Origin of the sequence: Actinoplanes subglobosus (assembly GCF_042650585.1) — a bacterium.
GTDB lineage: Bacteria > Actinomycetota > Actinomycetes > Mycobacteriales > Micromonosporaceae > Actinoplanes > Actinoplanes subglobosus.
In genome coordinates this window covers 21,086-42,903 of sequence record NZ_JBHSBL010000014.1, presented here as the reverse complement: position 1 = coordinate 42,903, position 21,818 = coordinate 21,086, and the positions used below count along the sequence as shown (strand labels likewise).

The window sequence follows — 21,818 nt, the reverse complement described above, 5'->3', positions numbered from 1 at the left end:
GTGCCCGGTGCCCGGTGCCCGGTGCCCGGTGCCCGGTGCCCGGTGCCCGGTGCCCGGTGCCCGGTGCCCGGTGTTTCACGTGAAACGACGGCTTGGCGCTAGAGGTGTCGATCTTGTTACCTGGCAGACGTATCCGACGTGGGCCGATGCTAGGGATGTCGTTTCGGGAAGGATCTTGGCTGAGGAGGCCATGCATGATGAAGCGCCGAGAACCCCTCACCCTTTGATCGACGGGCAGTGCCTTGGAAACGTGGAAGCGGTAAGGCTGGTGCGACGGTCAAATTGGAGCCCATGATCGGTGGAGGAGTCCGGTAAGAGAACTGGCCGACCATGTGATCGCTAGTCGGCGGTAGAGCGATGCTGGAATCGAGGCTGCCGAAGTGATCACGGGCCCCGCTGCGAAAAGTGTGTCCGGCGGAAGCTCTGCCAAGCGTGTCTGAGGAAAGCTTCGAACAGGTTGGGAGGCCGTCCAGGAGCGGCAGGGGTGTTTGGGGGCACTGTTGGAAAAGGAAAACACGATGGGTCGAATGAAAGCGCCGGAGATGTGTGGTGGCTTGCGACCCGCGCTGTCCTATGACCGGCTGGCTTCTTGACCGCCGCAACACCGATGCGAGATCGCCCTTCATGGGTAGGCAACGCAGCTGCGCTGACACCCCTGCCCCCTGCGGATTCGATCCCAGGCTCAGAATAATGCTGCCACGCTTGGGGGCCGCCCAACGGAATTCGGACGCACGATGCCTAGGCTCTTGAACGACGAATTCGACCCGTCGCCAATCCAGCCGGGCTTGGCTTCGCATGCCTCCGGTCGCAGTACAAGGCGTCATCTATACCGGGCGCTGGCCATCAGACAGCAGCTACGCCACGCCAGCTAAACGCCGAGGCGGAAGCCAACGACAAGGCTCCACGCGGAGGCCAACCAGACAGGAACGATGCGTCGCCCGGCAATCACAGCAGGCCGCCCTTGACACTTCCTTGGCGTCCCCCAGCTTCCTCCATTGGAATACGCTGCCGACGTTGGACTGCGCGGCATCCGTCACTAACCACTCGGGACAAGCCCTGGTATCGCTTGCCAATCTTGGCCCAATGCTGTGGCTGGACATTCGTTTGCCCAGCGAGGCACGCCGGCTATCCATTACGGCGGCGATCGAAGCGTTGTGGTCTCTGACACAGCTCTCGCGGCAGTCGTGATCAACCGGATGGCGACGCTTGAAGTCTCAGACCCGTCTGCTGGAGACACGCTCATTCCAGAAGTAAGCGCAGTGGGCCTGCACAGCTGAGAATTCTGGCTGCGCCCCTCCACGCCTCGGAGCTGGGTGGCGGGTCGGCGTGTAATAAGGGTGGTGTGTCGGTGCCTGAGAAGAGGGTGAAGCTCATCCGAAGGCGGCATCGGCATCTCCGGTGTGCTGTCCGGGACTCGTCGTAGGCTCGAGGGGCTGGTCCGGGCGAGCCGATCGGCGTAGTGCTCCTCTTGCCCTTCCTCGGCGAGATATCGGGAGTCATCAGACAGCGGGAGTCATCAGTGATGTTCCTGAACCCGGCCTTCAGCAATTGAAAGGTCGATGGGAAGCGTCTCTGTTGGATTGAACTGAATCCAGCTCAGCTGGGTTCGTCCTGGGGCGGTCCCGTGTTGTGGGGCGCTTGCCTAGGTGCGTTCCGGGACTCCTGCTCCAAGGCTCTAGCTCAAAACTGATCATTCAAAGCTGCTTGCTGGAAACCGCCTACATGGTGGCCGACTCGCTTACAACCTCTTGCCGGGAGTCCCGCCCACGGTCTTTGACGGTGGGACCGTCTGGGGTTGAGCTAGTTCGGTGACAAAGCTAGGCCCTTGAGTAGGGTCGTGCCTCCTGTCCCGATGATGGTGTCGTCGTTGTTGGTAGGTGCGCCCGGAAGGATCTTGGCCTCGCGCAGATGTGACCACGGTTCGGGTTTGCTGGCCTGGCACGGGGAGTCAGGGCGGACTGACACGGCGATGATCGCTCGCTGGAAGTGGGCGGGTGCCGATGTCTGGGGGTCGGCAGACATGCGTGAGTGCCACTATCCACAACCTGTGTGTTGCGCCTGTTGATTCTGGGGCTGCTGGTGTTTCACGTGAAACGCCACCGATGTTGTGAGCGTCGTCCACCGCTCTATCCACAGGGTGCGCAAGCGTTCTACGTCGTGTTTCACGTGAAACCAGGGGGCCTGTGGATAAGTCCTGTGGATAACTTGGGGACGCGTGTGTGGAAGGACTCATTTTCATCGTCGTCAACATGCGAAGGGTCCCTCCCTCGTGCGAAATTGACCCGGGACAGCCCCTCCTGGGCTGGGCTAAGGTCACGTCGTGTCTGAGAACACCTCCTCCCTGCCTGACTTCACACGCTGGCCGTCGTTCCCCTTCGAGGGCGATATGCGGGTCAAGAAACTCGCCCCTCCCGTGGAGGTGGAACCACCCCGGAGCGGGGAGGACGCCTCTGACTGTGTGGCTTGCGGGACGCATGATGACTCGTACATCTGGGTCAGCGAGAGGTGGCGCGTTCGCGCCATGGATCGGCCGACCGGGCTGCCGATGGTGTTGATCCTTGAGTGCCGTTCGCACCTGGACCTGGGTGACTTGCCGAATCTGCTTGCGGCGGAACTCGGGGTCATGACGGTTCGGCTCGAGCGGGCCATCCGGTCGTTGGACGGGGTTGCGCGGGTTCACGTGAATCGTTGGGGGGACGGTTCGGCGCACCTGCACATGTGGTTCCTGGCTCGGCCCTACGGCCGGCTCCAGTTGCGTGGCACCTTCCTGTCGCTCTGGGACGACATACTGCCGGTTGTTCCGGAGGCGCAGTGGCGGGAGAACCTGGCGCTCGTTGCTGCTTGGCTTGCTGACTTCGGTGGTAAGGCCAACGCCGAGCCCGCCCACATCGAGTGGGAGTCTCCGGCCACCATCAACGTTCCGACGAGCATGGATGCCGGTTCTGACGACAGGCGCCCGGCAACGCTCGGAGACGTAGAGGCCTTCGAGACGTAGAGGCCTCCGAGATGCAGAGGCCTCCGAGACGGCAATGGTTCGGCATGTACGTGTTTCCGTGCCCGGCGATGCGCCGACACAGAGATGTACCCGGGTAGGTATCGGCCGGTCGTTGAGGACAGACAGCGCCTGGATGCGAACGGCATGCCGACGAGGCTGAGAGCTGTTTTGCTGCACTGGAGAGTGCGGCAGTGCGGCAGTGCGGCAGTGCGGCAGTGCGGCAGTGCGGCAGTGCGGCAGTGCGGCAGTGCGGCAGTGCGGCAGTGCGGCAGTGCGGCAGTGCGGCAGTGCGGCAACGGAGTCGGCAACGGCTTGGTGGATAGGCGGGTCGGATTCCGGGCTGCGACTCTGATGTTCGAGCCAGTTGGGCCCCGAATGAAGCCCCACGGGCGGGACCGGGTGGGCTTCCGAGTGCGGCAACGTGACTGGGCCGTCCGACTCCGAGATGTGCCAGACCGAGATTGGACGGGTGCCGCCATCGGTAGGGCGGGGCTAAGGCCGCATGAGATGGATGCGCAGCGGGCACGCGGTTCCGAGTTGGTCCGTAGTTGTGATCCGGTCGCCGAAGCGATAGCCGCGAAATAAGGAATCCAGCTGGTATGCCGGACGGGTACTGGTGGCAGGAACGCGGCGGGCCAGCGGGGACGCAGGAGGAGGAACGCGGAGATCTGGCGAGATCGCAGAGGGAGCGATTCCGGAGTGAGATCGCAGGGCGACCGGCCCCGAACGAGAACGTGGGATCCGGTGGTGAGCCGACCAGGAGCAGGGAAACGCGGGATCCGGTGGTGAGCCGGCCACGAGCAGGGAAACGCGGGATCCGGCGGCAAGCCGGCCACGAGCAGAGAACGCGGGATCCGATGGTGAGCCGGCCACGAGCAGGGAAACGCGGGATCCGGCGGCAAGCCGGCCACGAGCAGAGAACGCGGGATCCCATGGTGAGCCGGCCACAAGCAAATCAGCGGGATTCCGGCACGAACCGAGAGTCCCTAGTGCGAGCGAGGAAGCAGGATTCCGGGGAGCGAACCGGATGCGACCGAACGATCAGAACCCCGAGTTCAGCCCCATCAGCGCCCGAGGGCAGAACCGGACGCCACCGCAATAGCCCCCCGCAGCGAAACCGGAGCAGACCCAACCGCAGCGAAACCGGAGCAGACCCAACCACGCGCTCTGAAGCGGACCCCAGGACGAAAAACGAATCAGGCCCGGCGATCCCCGCCGGGCCTGATTCACGTGAAACATCGCCTCAGCGCTCCCGCCGAGCCACCGCCCGCTCCACCAACGCACTCAGCACATCTCCGAGATCAACCCCCGCCGCGTGCACCGCCAACGGCAACAGCGACGTCTCGGTCAGACCCGGCGACACGTTGCATCCGAGAACCTGGGGCTCACCATCCGCCGTGACGATCACGTCGATGCGGGAGAGGTCCCGCAATCCCAACGCCTTGTACGCCGCAAGCGCCATCTCCGAAACCCGACCCGCCACCGCGGCCGACAGGCGGGCCGGTACGTGCCAGGTCGTCAGCCCGGCCGTATACCGCGCCGCATAGTCGTAGACCCCGTCCCGCGGAACGATCTCCACGATCGGCAGTGTCTCCGGCCCGTCACCCCGGTCGACGATCGAGACGGTGACGTTGGTGCCGGTCACATACTGCTCGACCAACGCCGTCGAGTCGTACGCGAAACAGCCGACCATCGCCGCGGGCAGATCGCCGGCCTCCCGGACCACCGCGGCCCCCAGACCGGACCCGCCCTGCGCCGGCTTGACCATGAGCGGCAAACCGAGCCGGTCGACGATCCGGTCGAGGACCGCGACCGCACCGAGCTCGGAGAACCGGTCGTGCGGCAGCGCCACCCAGTCCGGTGTGGGGATCCCGGCCTCTCGCAGCATCGACTTGGCGGACGGCTTGTCCCAGGCGAGCCGGGCCGCCTGCGCGTCGGCACCGACGTAGGGGACCCCGCACAGGTCGAGGACCCCTCGCAGCGACCCGTCCTCACCGGTGGCGCCGTGCAGGGCGATGACGACGGCGTCCGGCGGGTCGGCCTGGAGCGCCGGCAGCAGGGACACGTCGGCGTCGTGGAGTTCGGCGGTCAGGCCGACGGACCGGAGCGCGTCGAGCACCCGGCGACCGGACCGCAGGGACACGTCCCGTTCGTAGGACAGCCCGCCGGCCAACACCAGAACTCGCAGATCCTCACGCGTACCCATGCTGGAGATCATGCCAAGTCGGGACCGGGAGCGTCCGCGGCGGCCGGGCCACGACGGCGCTGATGTCCCGGCTGAAGGCCGGCACCGCCGAAGACGGCACGCATGGCCAGCTCCTGCTCCATCACCCCGGACAGGCGCCGCACGCCCTCACGCAGCCGCTCCGGGGCCGAGAAGCTGAAGTTGAGCCTCATGTTGCCCCGTCCGGTCCCGTCGGCGTAGAAGCCCGTTCCGGGCACGTAGGCGACGCGCGCGGCGATGGCCCGCGGCATCATCGCCTTCGAGTCGAGGCCCTCGGGCAGGGTCGCCCAGACGAACAGCCCGCCCGTCGGCCTGGTCCACGTGGTGCCGGCCGGCATCAAATCCTCGAGAGCGCTGAGCAGCGCGTCCCGCCGCTCCCGGTAGATCTCCCGGTAGACCTTGATCTGCTCCTGCCACGGCATCGTCGACAGATATTGCGTGACGGCGGCCTGAGCGAACGCGCTGGGGCACAGCACGTTGGCTTCGCTCATCATCACCAGCTTCTCGCGGACGGCGTGCGGCGCGAGCACCCAGCCGACCCGCAGGCCGGGCGCGAAGGTCTTGGAGAAGGTCGAGCAGTAGAAGACACCCTCACGGCGGCGGGCCCGGAGCGGCAGCGGGGCGTCACCCTCGAAGGACAACATGCCGTACGGGTCGTCCTCCACCACCAGCAGCCCGGCGCGCTCGCAGATGTCGAGGATCTGCTCGCGGCGTTCCTCCGACAGGGTGACGCCGGCCGGGTTCTGGAAGGTGGGGATCGTGTACAGGAACTTCGCTTGCCTCCCTTCCCTCGCGGTGGCCCGGATTGCCTCCTCCAGCGCTGCCGGGATGAGGCCCTCGTCGTCCATTGCCACGTGCCGGACCTGTGCCTGGGCGGCCTGGAACACGCCGAGTGCGCCGACGTAGGTCGGCCCCTCGGCGAGCACCACGTCACCCGGGTCCAGGAAGAGGCGGGCCAGGAGGTCGAGAGCCTGCTGTCCGCCGACGGTGACCACCACGTCGTCGGGGGACGCGTTCGTGATGCCGGACAGCGACATCACCTCACAGATGCGCTCGCGGAGGTCGATGGTGCCCTGGCCGATGCCGTACTGCAGGCTGGTGGCGCCCTGCTGGGAGGCCAGGTCGCCGAGCATCTCGCCGACCGCGTCCAGGGGGAGCGCGGCGATGTACGGCGAGCCGCCGGCCAGCGACACCACCTCCGGACGGCTGGCGACAGCGAACAGGGCCCGGATCTCCGACGTGGTCATCCCGCGCACCCGTCGCGCGTACCGATCGGTGTAATCGTCCTGGGTCGTACCGGTCATGCGAATCACCCCTTGAAAAATGAGACTGAGGCGATCCTAATGCCGCCCGGTACTTGCCCGACCTGCTCCCGTTCATGGTGGTTCCGACGTAGGATTCGGCGGGGGCGCGGCGGCGTCCGGTCCATGCCCATGCGAATGCAAGGGGTCGGCTTATGTCGCGACGCCTGGTCAACCTCACCCTCGACACGCTCGAGGACCTGCCCCGGCCCTGCCGGCAGTGCGTCTACTGGGAGCTCGACCCGGTCTCCGCGGAGCGGGCCTGCGCCACCGGCGACCCCGGGCTGGAGAAAGAGGCCTGGGTCTCGCAGACGCTGCTGGAGTGGGGCTCGTGCGGCAAGTTGGCGTATGTCGACGGGATGCCGGCCGGCTTCGTGATGTACGCACCACCCGCCTACGTCCCCCGCGGCATGGCCTTCCCGACATCACCGGTGAGTGCCGACGCCGCTCTGCTGACCACAGCCAAGGTGGTGCCGGCCTTCGTCGGCGGCGGCCTGGGCCGGATGCTGGTCCAAGGCGTGGCCCGTGACCTCACCAAGCGTGGGGTGAAGGCGGTCGAGGCCTTCGGTGACGCCAAACCGGACGAGATCGACGAGTCGGCCTGTATCGCGCCGGTCGACTTCTTCCTGTCGGTGGGCTTCAAGACGGTCCGCCCGCATCCCCGGTACCCGCGGCTGCGGCTGGAGCTGCGGACGGCCCTGTCCTGGAAATCCGACGTCGAGTACGCGTTGGAGAAGCTGCTCGGCTCGATGAGCCCGGAGACCCTGCTGCGCCCGGTCCGCCCCGTCACTGCGACGAGGTCTGCGGAGAACTGAGACGCCCGCGAGCAGCCGACCGGAGCGGGAGAGACGCTAGCTCTTGTCTGCCAGCGCGAGACGCAGCTGGCGGACGTCGATCGAACCGGTGGGGACATCGCGCTCCACCGGGAAATACATCCGCTGCACCGCGGCGAGCAGCGCCTCGACGATCTGCTCACGGAACATCGGGTCGATCAGACGCTCACGGTCGGCCGGTGACGTCAGATAGCCGAGGTCCACACGCACCGTCGGCATCCGGGTCAGCCGCAGAAGATCCCAGGTCTTGGCATGCGTACGGCAATCGTGCATCCCGGTCCGCACGACGATCTCGCGCTGCACCAGGTTGGCCAGCCGCTCGCCGACCGTGGAACTCAGACCGTTACCGGTGCCGTAGTGGTAGGACGCCACACCCTCGGCCGACTCGGACTCGTGCCCGTCCAGATGCAGTGAGATCAGCAGGTCCGCACCGAGCGTGTTGGCCAGGGCGGCCCGCTCGGCGCCGCTCATCGGGGCGGCCGGTGACGGGCCACGGGTCAGGTGCACCCGCATGCCGGCCGCGGACAGCCGACCCTCCAGACGCGACGCCAGGTCGAAGACCAGATCGGCCTCGTTCCACCGGAGCGGGCCGTCGGGCACCACCACACCGGTGTCGTCACCGCCGCCGTGGCCGGGGTCGATGACGATGGTCTTGCCGACCAGGTTGGGGCCGGACTGGCGGAACGCCTCGGCCTCACGCAGCCACTGCGGGCGGCCGCCGACGACCTTGCGGCCGAGCCGGCGCAGCGCCTTGACCGTCTGTGGGCCGCAGGAACCGTCCGGGACGAGACCGACCTCACGCTGGAACTGGGCGACCGCACGAGCCGTCCGCCCGCCGTAGACGGCGTCGGGACGACCGGCGTCGAAGCCCATCTCCAGGAGCCGCTCCTGGAGGGACCGGACATCCTCGCCGACCAGGGCGTCGGGAACCGAGTGGAACAGGGCCCGGGAGCCGAGCCGCCAACGGGCCGCGTCGAGCGCGCCCCACGTCTCGTCACCGACCATGCCGTCGATGCCGAGCCCACGACTCTGCTGGAAGGCCCGCACCGCGGTCTCCAGCGCCTCGTCGAAGACGTCGGGGTCAGCCTCGGCAAGTAGCTCCAGGCCGACCAGGATCGACCGGATCTCGGAAACTGCCACGCCGGTGTCTCCGCGTCGGATGGACCGCACTCACGACTCCCTAGGGCGAGAAAAGGACGACCTTCGCGAGAGTACGCCCCGCGACCCAACCGGGGCGCGGGGCGTTCACGAGAGAGGATTCTCTACAGCGCCGTCTCGATGAAGTTGACCAGGAAGCTCTTCGGCTTCGCCCCGGTCACCGAGTTGAACGGCTCACCGTCCTTGAAGATGGTGAGGGTCGGAACCGTCATCACGCCGTACTTCATGGCGATCTCGGGGTTCTCCTCGATGTTGACCTTGACGATCTCGACCTGGTCACCCATCTCGTTGGCGATCTCCGCGAGCAGCGGGTCGACCTTCTTGCAGGGCACGCACCACTCCGCCCAGAAGTCGACGAGCACCGGCTTACCGGATTTCAGCACGTCACTGGCGAAGGTGGCGTCGGTGACCACCTTGGTTGCTCCCACAAGGACCTCCCGGGTCTTACAGCTCTACGAATGAAGCGATGAAGCGCTCGGCGTCCAGCGCCGCGGCACAGCCGGTGCCGGAAGCGGTGATGGCCTGCCGGTAGGTGTGGTCGACCAGGTCACCGGCGGCGAACACGCCGGGGATGTTGGTGCGGGTGCTGGGCGCGTCGACCTTCACATAGCCCTCGTCGTCCAGCTCGACCTGGCCCTTGAAGAGCTCGCTGCGCGGGTCGTGGCCGATCGCCACGAAGACGCCGGTGACGTCCAGGACCTTGGTCTCGCCCGAGTTGACGTCGCGGAGCCGGGCGCCGACGACCTTGCCGTCGGTGCCGAGGATCTCCTCGACCACCGTGTTCCACTCGATCTTGATCTTCGGGTTGTCCAGCGCGCGCTTCTGCATGACCTTGCTGGCCCGGAAGCTGTCCCGGCGGTGCACGATGGTGACGGTCTCGGCGAACCGGGTGAGGAAGGTCGCCTCCTCCATCGCCGAGTCGCCGCCGCCGACGACGATGATGTGCTGGTTGCGGAAGAAGAAGCCGTCACAGGTGGCGCACGACGACACGCCGTGGCCGAGCAGCTCCTGCTCACCGGGAACGCCGATCGGGCGCCACGCGGAACCGGTCGCCAGGATCACGGCGCGGGCGAAGAACTGCCGCTCACCGACCCAGACGGTCTTAAGGCCCTCGGTGCCGGCCTCGGTCGGCTTGTCGGTCAGCTCGACCCGGGTCACGTCGTCGGTCAGGAACTCGGCGCCGAACTTCTCCGCCTGGGCCCGCATGTTGTCCATCAGCTCGGGACCCATGATCCCGTCGCGGTGGCCCGGGAAATTTTCCACCTCGGTGGTGGTCATCAGGGCGCCACCGGAGTTCACACCCTCGATGACCAGGGGATTGAGGTTGGCCCGGGCCGCATACAACGCCGCGGTGTAGCCCGACGGTCCGGACCCGATGATGATCAGATTACGGACCTCGTCCACTGCCGACTCCTCAGTCTGTTTCGTCGCACGTATAGGTCGGCGACACTGCACGCTAGAACGTCATGCTAGGTATCCGCCATTCCCCGGGCACGGCTGGTGTCCGACCTCACGCGGGGATCCTCACACGAGGATTCTCGTCAGCGTACCGGCAGTCGCTTCAGCTCGTCCGCGCCCGCACCGGGCGTGCCGCACTCCGGGCCGACCGCCCACACCCATGTGCCGTTGGCGGCGGAGAAACGCACGATGAGCGCCGGGTTTCCCTCGAACCGGGCATAATCCGTGAACTCCACCGCGAGGACCCCACCGCCGTTCTCCCGGGTGATCTCCTGGACGCAGGCGGCGAGAGCGTCCGGCGCGCTCAGACGGTCCAGCCGGCCCGCCTGATAGAGGTCCGCCTGGCCGGCGACCTGCGGGGAGTCGACCGATCCGGCTGCGGTGCGCATCTGCCCCGCGGCCGCCTGTGCCAGCGTGCTCTCGGTGTAGTCGATCCCGCTGCGGGCCATCTCACCGGACACCGGGCGATCCGCCATAGGCGCGGCCTCGGACAACCCCGAGCCGGCGGCGGTGTCCTCCGCAGCGTCCGAGGTCAGGAAAGAATTAACCCCGAGAGCGGCGAACGCGACAGCTCCGGCGGCCACCGCGATCGGGGCGGCCCACCGTCTGCGGCGACGGGCCTTATCAAGATCAACGACCTTTGCCGGTACGGGCTCCGCGCTCTCCGTCGGCGAGGTGTCGGGAACGGCCGCGGCCGTGGAATCAGCCGGAGCAGAAACCAGAGTGTCCGTCGAAACCGGCACCCGGAACATGGCGTCCAGCCGAGCCGCCAGATCGTCGGGCATCGGCTCCGGCTCGAGCTCCCGCAACACCGCACCGACCGCGATCACCCCCGGCTCCAGCGCCTCGTAGGCGGCCCGCCAGGTCTCGTCCGTGGCCACCAGCGAGGCCACCCGCTCCTCATCGGGGGTGCCGTCCAGAGCGCCACCGACATAGTCGGCGAGCAGGTCGAAGTCGACCCCCTCGAACTCGGCGCCCGTCACCGCGGCTCCCTCCGCTCGACTCCGGACGGCAGCGGACTCGCCGCCGCCGGCCTGGATGGGACGGTCCCGCCGTCGCTCTGGTTCCCCCGCAGATATCCCAGGGCCGTCGCCATCCTGGCGCGGCCGCGGGCACATCGGCTCTTGATCGTGCCCTCCGCCACACCGAGCATCTCGGCGGCCTCGGCGACCCCGTAGCCCTGGACGTCGACCAGCACGATCGCGGCACGCTGCTCGAACGGCAGAGCTGCCAGCGCATCCCGCACGACCAGCACGGTGTCCTGGTCGGGGGCGGCCGCGGCCGGCTCGGGGCCGGTGGGACGGTCGTCGTCACGGTTGCCGTCGGGCAGCGGGACGGTGGGGTGGGCCTGACGGCGGCGCATCCGGTCGAGACACGCGTTCACCACGATGCGGTGCAGCCAGGTCGTGACGGCCGCCTCGCCGCGGAACTTCGCCGCGTTGCGGTGCGCGTTGAGCAGCGCGTCCTGAACGGCGTCAGCGGCCTCCTCGCGATCGCCGATGGTTCGCAGAGCCACCGCCCACAGCCTGTCCCGGTGGCGGCGCACCAGCTCGGCGAACGCCTCCGGGTCGCCGGCCACGTGGGCACGGACCAGGTCGGCGTCGCTCGGCGCGTCACCGAGGTCGCCGGGTGGTACGCCCCGGAACGTCACGCCAGCAATCTAGTGCACCGGCGCCGTCGATCAGTACCCGGACAGCTCGATCTCGCTGACGCTGATCTGGAACCGGTCGCCGTCCTCGGCGCGCGGCAGCTCGGTGAGGAAGACCAGCACGTACTGGTATTTCTGGTTCGGATCGAAACCGGTGATGTACGACTTCGTCCCGGTGCTCTTGTCGGGCGTCTCGTCCTTGAGCGACTTGTACTCCTTGACGATCTTCTCGTCGCCCTTGGAGGTGTCGCCAGGATCGTTCTCACCGGTGCGCACGTCGATCGTCGCGCCCGGCGCCGAGGTCGTGACCTGCACCTCGGAGAGAGAGCGCTTCTCGCCCAGGTTGATCAGGATGCCCATGCCGGCTTTCCAGTTACCGAAACGGGCGCTGTTGTACCGCGAGGTCTCCCAGACGGTGCTGGGGTCGCCGTCGACGGTGTATTTCGCCTGGTCGCCGTCGAGCCGGTCTCCGCGGGGCGGGTCGACCATGCGCACCATGTCGGCGGTGATCTTGATCTTCTGCGGATCGGGCGCGGGCTCCTGGGCAGCACCGCCGTCCGCACCGGTGGCCGGCTCTGTCGCCGGCGTGTCGCCAGCGGCGGTCGTCTTGCCGGTGTTGTTGATCGCGCGGATGCCGAAGATCAGACCGATGATCGCGATGACGATCAGCGCGCCGACACCGACCAGGATCTTCGGAGCGCTGCGGATCGGCTCGCTCGACGACGAGGAACCGCCCTGCACGAAGCGGAGGGGACCGACGTCCTCATACTCCTCGTCCTCGGCGGCGGCGTCGAGGCGGCCCAGCTCGGCGGTGAGCGCGTCGGAGACCGGCGCGGCGACCCGACGGTCCAGCAGGTCCATCGTGAGGTCGTCGAGGTAGGCGGGGATGCCGGCACGGATCTGGCGCGGGGCGGCCGGGTTGCCGGCGCTGTCACGGTTGGCGTCGGTCAGCGCGGAACGGCCCACCTCGGCGTGCGGCCAGTGGCCGGTGAGCGCGAAGTAGAGGATGCCGCCGACCGCCCGGACGTCGGACTCGGTGCTGTCGGCCGCGTCGGCGCGCGCGTCGGCCAGGACCACCCGGCCGTCGTCGGCGATCAGCGTGCTGCCGGGGTGCACGTTGCCGTGGACCATGCCGGTGGCGTGCACAGCGGTGAGCGCGTCGGCGACCGAGTGGGCGATGGAGATCGCCCGGGCCGGGTCGAGCGGGCCCTCGGTGGCGACCAGGTCACGCAGCGACTCGCCGTCGACCCACTCCCGGACCACGTAGGCCCGGTCCTGCTCGTCGATCGCGTCGTAGACGCCGACCAGATTGGGGTGGATGACCCGGCTCGCAGCGACCGCGGCCTGGAGCATCTCCACGGCGGAGTCACCGCCGGGGTGCCGGAGAACCATGGCGACCGGGCGCCGGAGGATCACGTCGATGCCGCGCCAGACCTGGCGGCCGGCACTGTCGTTGTTGACGTGCTCTTCCAGCTGGTAGCGCTCGGCCAGAACCTCACCGGCGGTGGGTGCACCGAAGGTCAAGACCGGTCCGGCCTCGTCGGCCGCGGTCTCGTGGCCTTCGCCGACCTGGGTCACCAGTCCTCCCTCGGTGGTGCATTGCTCGGTGCTGAACTCCCCGGGCAGCCTCGCGGCGCTCGGGACAGCGGGATACCGCACATGCCGCCCCCGACCATACCCGTACTCGGCCATGCCATGGCAGGTCGTCCCCCCGGCGCGGCACCGGCACCGAAGGACGCGAACCGGGCGAATCGGTGTCTGATCAGTCCGAAATCACCTATTCAGGATGGTTATCCGGGGGTCAGCGACCGATCTTGCGTCGCACCATCCCGACCACCTGGCTCACCTCGCCGACGCGCAGGAGCAGGGCCGTGCCGATGTAGGCGACCAGGATCACCGCACCCCCGACCGCGATCTGCACGATGGCCTCGATCCGGCCGTCCGGCTCGCCCGAGCCCGGGAGCAGCCGGGTCACCAGCACCGCCAGCCCGGCGGCGACCGCGGCGGCGACCGCCACCCGCAGCAGCGAGGCGACCACCGAGCCCAGGTTCAGCCGGCCGATCCGGCGCCGCAGGACGGCCAGCGAGATCAGCGCCGACAGCAGGTAGGAGATGCCGTTGGCGGCCGTCATCCCGGCTGCCGTCAGCGACGCGTCGAGGACCGCGGCGAGCACGAAGTAACCGGTGATCCGGACCGCCACCACCGGCAGGTTGATCAGCGCGGCCGTCTTGTTGCCCTGCATCGCGTAGAAGACGTTGGTGCAGAGGAAGCTGATCGACAGCGGGAGCACGGCGAACGCGGCGACGGTCAGGACCGTTCCCATGTCCAGCGCGTCGGCGTTGGTGATGCGGCCGCCGGAGAAGAGGAAGACGGCGATCGGCCCACCCAGCACGGCGTAGGCCACCACGATCGGGGCCAGCGCCGCGGACACCAGCTTGATGCCGCGGCTCAGGTCGTCGCTGACCTCGGAGAGCCGGCCCTCGGCGGCGGCCGCGCTCATCTTCGGTAGCAGCGCGGTGATCACCGAGACACCGATGATCCCGTGCGCCATCATCATCAGCAGGAAGACGTTGTTGAAGGCCAGAGCGCCCGGGTTGTCCTCGCTGCCGGCACTGTTCAGAGCACGGACCAGCGCGAACACGGCGATCTGGTTGGCGCCGACGTAGCAGAGCATCCAGCCGGCCAGGCCGCCGATCTCGCGGAGCCCGAGCTGCCGCGGGGCCCAGCGCCACGCCCAGCGGAAACCGACCTTGCGCAGGGCCGGGAGCAGGCCGATCGCCTGGACCACCATGCCGAGCAGGGTGCCGGCGCCGATCAGGGTCAGCTCGGCGACGCTGATGTTCTCCGCGGTCAGGTCCTTGTCGGTGCCGAAGACCAGCAGGAACACCCCGCACACCGCGATCACCACGATGTTGTTGAGGATCGGGGCCCACATCGGTGCGGCGAAGTGGCCGCGAACGTTGAGCACCGCGCCGATCAGCGCCGACACGCCGGTGAAGAAGATGATCGGCAGGATCAGGTACGAGAAGTTCGTGACCAGGTCACGGAAGGCCGGTGTGGTCTTGTCGCCGCTGGTCTGGATCGCCGTGATCAGCGGTGCGGCCAGCACCACCAGGACAGTCGCCAGGCCGAGCATGACCACGGCGAACGACAGCAGCCGCTGGGTGAACTCCTGCCCACCGTCCTGGTCGGCCTTGCGCCGCCGGACCAGCAGCGGGATCAGCACGCTGGACAGGATGCCGCCGAGCAGCAGCTCGTAGATCTGACCCGGCAGGAACTGGGCACCGGTGTAGGCGTCACCGACCGCCTCGCCGAGGACCATGCCGATCAGCGCGTTACGGACGAACCCGATCACCCGGCTGACCAGGCTGCCGATTGCCATGATCGCGCTCTGGCCGGCCGTGCTGCCGCTGCCGTCGCTCTGCCCGGCCTGCTCCGGCCCCGGCTCCTCGATGGAGACGACCGTCACGCCGTCCTGTGCCGGAGGCCGACCATCCGGCGCCGCGTGCGTGCTGCGGTACAGGCCGCCGTTCACCAAAGCCTCCAGAACCCTGCCGATGATGGAGCCACCATAAAGGCAAAACTCACACGTGGTGACGTAGGAGGGTGCCGGGTTCCGCTCCGGCCAGGGTCTCCACCATCCAGCATGCCTCCAGCGGAACCAGAGGCTCACTCAGCGCATCCAGCACGGTCGGATGATCGCAGCCGGCCTCGGTCAGGGCCCCGAGCAGATCGGGTATCTCGGCCAGGTCGCCCGAGTCGGCGATGCGCCTGGCCAGGGGACGGGTTCCCGCATAGGTACCGTGCTGTGGCAGCAGTGTGAGAAAGGCGGCGGTACGGCGTACCAGATCGGCTAGGTCCTCATGGGGGAACCGCTCGCCCACGCGGACCTGGAGCCGCGCCCGGGCCGGTGCGCTCAGCTCCGCGATCGCGGCCTCGTCGAGGACCTGCGGTGACGGCGTCGGAGGCGCCGGCCACCATTGCTCGCCGGCGAAGAGCGGTAGCGGGGTCTGCTCGGGCCCGGAGGGCGCGGCGGCCGGGACCTCCCGGCGCAGCGACCGGTACGCGGCCTCGCGCACCGCGGCGATCCCGGCCGCGTCGTCGTCCTCACCGGCCGGAGCGAACGGTGACAGCAGCGCCACCACCAGCCCCGGATGCGGCAGCATCGGGTCGGCTAGGGCGATCACCCGGGCGAAGGACTCCAGCTCCCACCAGTGCAGCGAGGCCGGGAAGGGGCCGTCGGCGGGCGCCCAGCCCAGCGACACCGGCTCGCTCGACGCGGGCCGGCGTAACCCCAGATATCGGTCGCCGCTCGGAAGATCGATATCTAGAGTCAGCGAGTAGCCGCCCACCACGGGGAAGGAGATGTGCAGCTCGGCGCTCTCGGTCACCTGACCGGTCCAGAAGTCGGGGTCCTGGGACAAACGGCGCAAGGCCTCGGGAACCGGCATGCCGCCCATCCTGCCCGGCGACAACTCTTCGTGCCACGGCCGATATCCTGGTGACCCCATGTCTGTGTTGAACGACGCCCAGCAGAAAGCGGTAGCCGAGTTGCTCCGCGTGTCCCCCGTCGCCGACGAGCTCGGGCGGAGGTTCGCCGACGCCGGCCACGAGCTGCACCTGGTCGGGGGCTCGGTCCGTGACGCCCTGCTCGGCACGCTCGGCGACGACCTCGACTTCTGCACCGACGCCCGGCCCGAGCAGACCCTCGCCGCGGTGAGCGGGTGGGCCGACGCGATCTGGGAGACCGGGCGCGAGTTCGGCACGATCGGCATCCAGAAGAACGGTCTGCGGATCGAGATCACCACGTATCGGGCCGAGGCCTATGACGGGGTGACGCGCAATCCGGTGGTGTCCTACGGTACGTCGCTCGCCGACGACCTGTCCCGGCGTGACTTCACCATCAACGCGATGGCCGTGTCGGTGCCGGGGCACGAGTTCACCGACCCGTTCGGTGGCCTGCGTGACCTCGCGGCACGGGTGATCAGGACACCGGCGGCGCCGTCGATCTCGTTCGGTGATGATCCACTTCGGATGCTGCGGGCCGCCCGGTTCGCGGCGAAGCTCCGTTTCACAGTGGACGAGTCGGTCATCTCGGCTATGCGGGACATGGCCTCCGATCTCGATCGGATCACCGCGGAGCGGATCCGGGACGAGTTCACCAAGCTGATGTCCGGCGCCGACCCGCTCGCCGGCCTGCGCCTGCTGGTCGACACCGGGCTCGCCGACCGCTTCCTGCCGGAGATCTCCGGGCTCAAGCTGGAGATCGACGAGCACGCTCAGCACAAGGACGTCTACGAGCACACGCTGATCGTGGTCAGCAACGCGATGCGGCTCGAGGGCGACGAGGGCCCGGACTTCGCACTCCGGATGGCCGCCCTCATGCACGACATCGGCAAACCCGCCACCAAGGCGGTCGGCCGCGACGGCCGGGTCAGCTTCCACCACCACGAGGTGGTCGGCGCGCGGCTCACCAAGCAGCGCATGAAGGCCATGAAATACCCCAAGGACGTGACCTCCGAGGTGGTCGGGCTGGTCGCCCTCCACCTGCGTTTCTATGGGTACGGCCGGGGCGAGTGGACCGATTCGGCGGTGCGCCGCTACGTGACCGACGCCGGTCCGCTCCTGGCCCGGCTGCACAAGCTGACCCGTTCCGACGTCACGACCCGCAACCGGCGCAAGGCCGCCCAGCTCGCCGCCGACTACGACGCGCTCGAGGACCGGATCGACCGGATCGCGGCCGAGGAGGACCTGGCAAAGGTCCGCCCCGACCTGGACGGCAACGCGATCATGGAGCTGCTCGGTGTCCCGCCGGGCCCGATCGTCGGTGCGGCCTGGCGGCACCTGAAGGAGCTGCGGCTCGACCGGGGACCGCTGGATCGCGACGAGGCCGAGGCGGAGCTCCTCAAGTGGGCCCGCGAGCAGGGCCACATCGCCTAGGGCACGCCCACGCCCACCCTCCGGTTGGTGAAGGCCTCCGGCACCGTGATCGTCCCGATGGCCTGTCCCGTGGCTCGTCGCTGCTGTTCGAGGACACCGTGGTCGGCTTCTGTGCCGGGGGTTCCGGGGCGCTCCGGGTGTCCCGCAACACGGCGTAGGGCGCGGCCACCGCCATGACCAAAGCGAGAGTGCACGCCCTGATGGCGGCGTTCCGATCCCCCGTCAAAGCGTGCGCGATCCGGAGCAGGGACTGCCCGCGGTCCGCGACGAACGCGGTGAACTCGTCTTCGAGTGACTGTTTCGCCGGTCACCTCCGCCCTGCATGACGCATGGGGGATCCAGATCTTTGCATCTTCACAGCCGGATGGTTCGAGGCAGACTTGAACCCATGTTCGTCATCGAGTCACCGCTCGGTCCGCTCGGTCTCGTCGTCGACGGCCCGGCAGTGGTGGGTGTGCGTTTCGCCGCCCGGCCCGGTCCGTCCACCGACCATCCCGCGGCGGAGCAGTTGCGCGCGTACTTCGGCGGGGAACTGACCGATTTCACGGTGCCGTTCGAGATGCGCGGTGGTTCGGAGTTCGAGCGGGCCGTCTGGGCGGAGATCGCCCGCGTCCCCTATGGCGAGACGATCACCTACGGGGCGATCGCCACCGCGCTCGGCGATCCTGGTGCGGCGCGTGCGGTCGGCACCGCCTGCAACCGCAACCCGATCCCGGTGATCGTCCCGTGTCACCGGGTGGTCGGCGCCGGCAACAAGATGGTCGGCTTCGGCGGCGGGCTCGACCGCAAACGCATCCTGCTGGAGCTGGAGGCCGCGGTCGCCCTGCAACGGGCGTGGGGCTGAGTCAGTCGCGTGCGGGGAGACAGCCGCCGTCGGCGATCGTGCTCCCGTACTCGACGTGTGCGCCGTATCCGGGGCTCAGATAGCCGACGATGCAGGCCTGGCCGGTCCACGCGGCGATGATCACGCCGTCGTGCGGAGCGCGGTCACGGCTCGCTGGCTTCTCGACCGCCGAGTCGGGTAGGCCGGCTGCGGCCAGGGCCTTCTTGACAGCCTTCTCGTCGAACACCTTCTTCTCGTACAGCGGCTTCAACGCGTCTTCTGCCTTGACGGCACACCGGACGGCGCCGGGGAGGGCGGTCTCGGGAAGTGGCCGCCGCTCCCGATAGGCGTCGTTCGCCTCCATCTGGCGGCGCAACATCTCCCCGCGGTACTCCTCGTCGAGGTATTCGTCCGAGGGGCGGGGCAGGGGGCCGGGACTGCGCGGCGTGGCCACGTCTGCGGCGGTGGGCGTACGTCCTGGCTCGGCTTTTGCCCTGGTGCACGGCAGGGTGTCGACCGCCGGCGACCGGGAGGCGGTGATCGGCGCCGGCTCTGCCGTTGCCGGGCGCTCGCCGGGAGCGGCACAAGCGGGCAGGAGTAGTGCGAGTGCCATCGCCGGAAGGTATCGATCTGGGTGCATGAGGAGCAACGGTAGCGGACGCACGGGACACACAGATCGATCGATGTGCTTTATGCTCGTGCTTCGCAGATCCCGATGGCGCGGAAAGGCGTCGAAGGCCTCACTCCATCTACGCGTATTCATCACCATCAATTGGTGCGCCGTCGGGTGAATCGGTATCCGATGTGAACGGAAACACAAACGGGGGAAAGTGCAATGTCAGTAGTGGGAAACAATTTCCGCGCGGCTGCCACCAGGTTCAGAGTGGTCATTGCCGGCGCGATGATCGGCCTGATGGCCGTCCTCGGCCTCGTGGTCGTCAGCCCGGCCTCGCCGGCGCTCGCCGCGAGCGGCTGCGGCTCGAAGTGCGACTTCGAGGACCCGCAGTACTTCATCTGGACGTATGCCGGACCGGCGCCGGGCGTCGCGACCCGCTGCTACCAGGATGCGGTCACCAAGAAGACCAACACGAACATCGCGCTCCGGTACAGCCCTTCGTGCCGTACCGCCTGGGCCAAGAACACCGCCACTACCGCTCCCAGCGGGACGAACCACTACTGGACGGTCGAGGTGCAGAGGTTCAAGGTCGGTGGCGCGAAGATCGACTCGGCGTGGGGCGACAACTGGAGCCTGATGCTCAACGACGCGGGTTACGAATCCAGGGCCTGCATCTACAACACCTACCGTGACGGCGAGTCAGAGGTGCGGACGAAGCAGGTCTGTACCGCCAAGTACTGACCTGATCTCGGGTCGCGTATCGCACTAGCAGCCCGGCCACCGGTGGTCGGGCTGCGGCGGCGGACTCGGGAGAAACGAACGGGGGCGAGTGGTCGACGACCACTCGCCCCCGTTCGTTGATCTCAGATCAGGCCCACTGCTGGTAAGCGGCGTTCGTGTTGCAGGTCTGCAGGGTCACGTTATCGTTGACCGAGCTGGTGCCCGAGTGGATGCACAGGTGCTTGCCACCCTGCTTCGTGAACGCGCCACGGCTCTTGAAGACCACCCAGCCCGAGTGATCGGCGGGGTGGAAGACCTCCCACAGCTGGTAGTCGCCGGCGTTACAAGCCCTCACGTACGGATGCCCGCCCACGCCCGAGCCGTTGCTGTCCAGGCAGCGGTTCTCGTCATCGACCAGTTTCACCATGGAGTGACCGTTGACGGTGCCTTTGTTCTCGACCGTCCAGGTCATCATCCATGTCGACGAGCCCGGGTACAGACCGACCGGCTGGTTCAGGCCCGCGGTCGTCAGGTAGACGTAGTTACCGAGGCCAAGGCCGACGCTGCGGAACGACTGCACCGACGCGGCGGACGCCGGGCTTGGCATTGCCAGAGCGCCGGCCAGGACGCTGAGCACGAGCGCCCCGATTTTCGATTTGCGCATTTCATCCCCGTTTTTCTGCACGCAAACAGATGTCGCTCCCCGAAGAGAGCGGCATTGAGTGCGGCGAATTTATCAGACCTCCGTCGTTTTGGTGGTCCCGGGGATCATGCGCGCATCGGTGCGGGGGGCGTCATCGTCGCCGCCGCACGCCGGATCACGTTCAAAGAAGAGGTCACCGCGATCGCTGCCGTGCTCGTCAGGTCGAACACCGTGCCGTCGATCGCGGTCACCAACAATCCCTACCGGTACCGCCCGGTCCCGCAAGCCTTCCGGTCGCGTCGGGTCCAGTGGGCACCGCTTTCCTGGGGCATGGAACTGGACGAACCGCCCCGTGCCGAGATCAGCGCTCGATCTCGCCCGCGATGAACGCCTCGACGGCCGCGTGGGCGTCGTGGTCGCTGTACTGCACGGGCGGGGACTTCATGAAGTAGGAGGACGCCGACAGGATCGGGCCGCCGATGCCGCGGTCCTTGGCGATCTTGGCGGCGCGGACCGCGTCGATGATCACGCCGGCCGAGTTCGGCGAGTCCCACACCTCGAGCTTGAGCTCCGCGTTCAGCGGGGTGTCACCGAATGAACGACCCTCCAGGCGGATGTACGCCCACTTGCGGTCGTCGAGCCACGGCACGTGGTCGGACGGGCCGATGTGCACGTCGCTCTTGCTCATCTCGTGCGGGATCTGGGAGGTCACCGACTGGGTCTTCGAGATCTTCTTCGAGACCAGGCGGTTGCGCTCCAGCATGTTCATGAAGTCCATGTTGCCGCCGAAGTTCAGCTGGTACGTGCGGAGCAGCTCGACACCGCGGTCCTCGAACAGCTTCGCCAGCGCCCGGTGCACGATGGTGGCGCCGACCTGGCTCTTGATGTCGTCACCGACGATCGGCACGCCCGCGTCGGTGAACTTCTGCGCCCACTCCGGGTCGGAGGCGATGAAGACGGGCAGCGCGTTCACGAACGCGACGCCGGCGTCGATCGCTGCCTGCGCGTAGAACTTGTCGGCCTGCTCGGAGCCCACCGGGAGGTAGGAGACCAGGACGTCGACCTCGGCGTCCTTCAGAGCCTGCACGACGTCGACCGGCTCGGCCGTCGACTCCTCGATGATCTCGCGGTAGTAGGTGCCCAGACCGTCGAAGGTCGGGCCGCGCAGCACGGTGACACCGGTCGGCGGCACGTCGGTCAGCTTGATCGTGTTGTTCTCGCTGGCGACGATCGCCTCGCTGAGGTCCATGCCGACCTTCTTGGCGTCCACATCGAACGCCGCGACGAACTTCACGTCGGATACGTGATAGTCGCCGAAGGTCACGTGCATGAGACCCGGAACGCGGTCGTTGGGGTCGGCGTTCTTGTAGTACTCCACGCCCTGCACGAGGGACGAGGCGCAGTTACCCACACCGACGATGGCGACGCGGACGGAACCCATCGCGTTTGCCTCCTTGTT

The 21,818-nt window shown here is 67.9% G+C and carries 18 protein-coding genes and 1 pseudogene; 5 read left to right on the top strand and 14 right to left on the bottom strand.

The genetic code is table 11. From position 1 onward, the window contains the following. Positions 1-2,320 precede the first annotated feature (2,320 nt). Positions 2,321-2,983, top strand: a pseudogene (locus ACFO0C_RS13755) (hypothetical protein); the annotation flags it as partial. Between the two features lie 1,255 nt (positions 2,984-4,238). Here the strand turns inward: ACFO0C_RS13755 and ACFO0C_RS13750 are convergent. Together ACFO0C_RS13750 and ACFO0C_RS13745 are read right to left on the bottom strand one after the other, a co-directional pair. Then, positions 4,239-5,201 (bottom strand): D-alanine--D-alanine ligase family protein, encoded by a 963-nt coding sequence (locus ACFO0C_RS13750; RefSeq protein ID WP_378066986.1) that lies wholly within the window; start codon positions 5,199-5,201, stop codon positions 4,239-4,241. An 8-nt stretch (positions 5,202-5,209) separates the two neighbouring features. Beyond that, the gene (locus tag ACFO0C_RS13745; RefSeq protein WP_378066985.1) at positions 5,210-6,523 is read right to left on the bottom strand and encodes an aminotransferase-like domain-containing protein; all 1,314 of its coding nucleotides are present in this window, start codon (positions 6,521-6,523) and stop codon (positions 5,210-5,212) included. A 152-nt stretch (positions 6,524-6,675) separates the two neighbouring features. Between ACFO0C_RS13745 and ACFO0C_RS13740 the strand changes: the two genes are divergently transcribed. Further along, positions 6,676-7,335, top strand: a complete 660-nt coding sequence (locus tag ACFO0C_RS13740; protein WP_378066984.1) for a GNAT family N-acetyltransferase — start codon at positions 6,676-6,678, stop codon at positions 7,333-7,335. Positions 7,336-7,371: 36 nt separating this feature from the next. Here ACFO0C_RS13740 and ACFO0C_RS13735 read toward each other — a convergent pair whose 3' ends face one another. The 8 genes from ACFO0C_RS13735 to ACFO0C_RS13700 all read right to left on the bottom strand — a co-directional run bounded on the left by ACFO0C_RS13735 (position 7,372) and on the right by ACFO0C_RS13700 (position 16,068). Further along, complete coding sequence (locus ACFO0C_RS13735) at positions 7,372-8,523, bottom strand: N-acetylmuramoyl-L-alanine amidase (protein WP_378066983.1); 1,152 nt, start codon at positions 8,521-8,523, stop codon at positions 7,372-7,374. Positions 8,524-8,615: 92 nt separating this feature from the next. Then, positions 8,616-8,939, bottom strand: a complete 324-nt coding sequence (gene trxA / locus ACFO0C_RS13730) for a thioredoxin (protein ID WP_378066982.1) — start codon at positions 8,937-8,939, stop codon at positions 8,616-8,618. A 16-nt stretch (positions 8,940-8,955) separates the two neighbouring features. Continuing rightward, the gene (trxB, locus tag ACFO0C_RS13725; RefSeq protein WP_378066981.1) at positions 8,956-9,915 is read right to left on the bottom strand and encodes a thioredoxin-disulfide reductase; all 960 of its coding nucleotides are present in this window, start codon (positions 9,913-9,915) and stop codon (positions 8,956-8,958) included. Between the two features lie 137 nt (positions 9,916-10,052). Continuing rightward, positions 10,053-10,952: a hypothetical protein gene (locus ACFO0C_RS13720; protein WP_378066980.1), complete on the bottom strand. Its 900-nt coding sequence runs from the start codon at positions 10,950-10,952 to the stop codon at positions 10,053-10,055. Next, entirely contained in the window at positions 10,949-11,620 is a 672-nt protein-coding gene (gene sigM, locus ACFO0C_RS13715; RefSeq protein ID WP_378066979.1) for an RNA polymerase sigma factor SigM, read from the bottom strand. The genes ACFO0C_RS13720 and sigM overlap by 4 nt, the downstream gene beginning before the upstream one ends. Positions 11,621-11,650: 30 nt before the next feature. Next, positions 11,651-13,195, bottom strand: coding sequence for a protein kinase family protein (locus ACFO0C_RS13710; protein ID WP_378066978.1), 1,545 nt, complete (start codon positions 13,193-13,195; stop codon positions 11,651-11,653). Positions 13,196-13,418: 223 nt separating this feature from the next. Continuing rightward, complete coding sequence (gene murJ / locus ACFO0C_RS13705; RefSeq protein WP_378066977.1) at positions 13,419-15,152, bottom strand: murein biosynthesis integral membrane protein MurJ; 1,734 nt, start codon at positions 15,150-15,152, stop codon at positions 13,419-13,421. Positions 15,153-15,201: 49 nt separating this feature from the next. Next, entirely contained in the window at positions 15,202-16,068 is an 867-nt protein-coding gene (locus tag ACFO0C_RS13700) for a hypothetical protein (protein ID WP_378066976.1), read from the bottom strand. A 58-nt stretch (positions 16,069-16,126) separates the two neighbouring features. On the opposite strand from ACFO0C_RS13700, the gene ACFO0C_RS13695 reads away from it, so the two are divergent. Both ACFO0C_RS13695 and ACFO0C_RS13690 read left to right on the top strand, forming a co-directional pair. Further along, complete coding sequence (locus ACFO0C_RS13695; RefSeq protein WP_378066975.1) at positions 16,127-17,557, top strand: CCA tRNA nucleotidyltransferase; 1,431 nt, start codon at positions 16,127-16,129, stop codon at positions 17,555-17,557. 388 nt (positions 17,558-17,945) lie between these two features. After that, complete coding sequence (locus ACFO0C_RS13690; protein WP_378066974.1) at positions 17,946-18,401, top strand: methylated-DNA--[protein]-cysteine S-methyltransferase; 456 nt, start codon at positions 17,946-17,948, stop codon at positions 18,399-18,401. Position 18,402: 1 nt separating this feature from the next. Here the strand turns inward: ACFO0C_RS13690 and ACFO0C_RS13685 are convergent, their stop codons facing one another. Further along, the gene (locus ACFO0C_RS13685; RefSeq protein WP_378066973.1) at positions 18,403-18,993 is read right to left on the bottom strand and encodes a DUF6993 domain-containing protein; all 591 of its coding nucleotides are present in this window, start codon (positions 18,991-18,993) and stop codon (positions 18,403-18,405) included. Positions 18,994-19,293: 300 nt separating this feature from the next. Here ACFO0C_RS13685 and ACFO0C_RS13680 point away from each other — a divergent pair, with 300 nt between their 5' ends. Further along, positions 19,294-19,737: a DUF2690 domain-containing protein gene (locus ACFO0C_RS13680; RefSeq protein ID WP_378066972.1), complete on the top strand. Its 444-nt coding sequence runs from the start codon at positions 19,294-19,296 to the stop codon at positions 19,735-19,737. A 127-nt stretch (positions 19,738-19,864) separates the two neighbouring features. On the opposite strand, the gene ACFO0C_RS13675 is transcribed toward ACFO0C_RS13680, so the two are convergent. The 3 genes from ACFO0C_RS13675 to ACFO0C_RS13665 form a co-directional block, all read right to left on the bottom strand. Further along, complete coding sequence (locus ACFO0C_RS13675; RefSeq protein ID WP_378066971.1) at positions 19,865-20,401, bottom strand: ricin-type beta-trefoil lectin domain protein; 537 nt, start codon at positions 20,399-20,401, stop codon at positions 19,865-19,867. 83 nt (positions 20,402-20,484) lie between these two features. Then, entirely contained in the window at positions 20,485-20,610 is a 126-nt protein-coding gene (locus ACFO0C_RS13670) for a hypothetical protein (protein ID WP_378066970.1), read from the bottom strand. 110 nt (positions 20,611-20,720) lie between these two features. Next, complete coding sequence (locus ACFO0C_RS13665; protein ID WP_378066969.1) at positions 20,721-21,800, bottom strand: inositol-3-phosphate synthase; 1,080 nt, start codon at positions 21,798-21,800, stop codon at positions 20,721-20,723. Positions 21,801-21,818 lie beyond the last annotated feature (18 nt).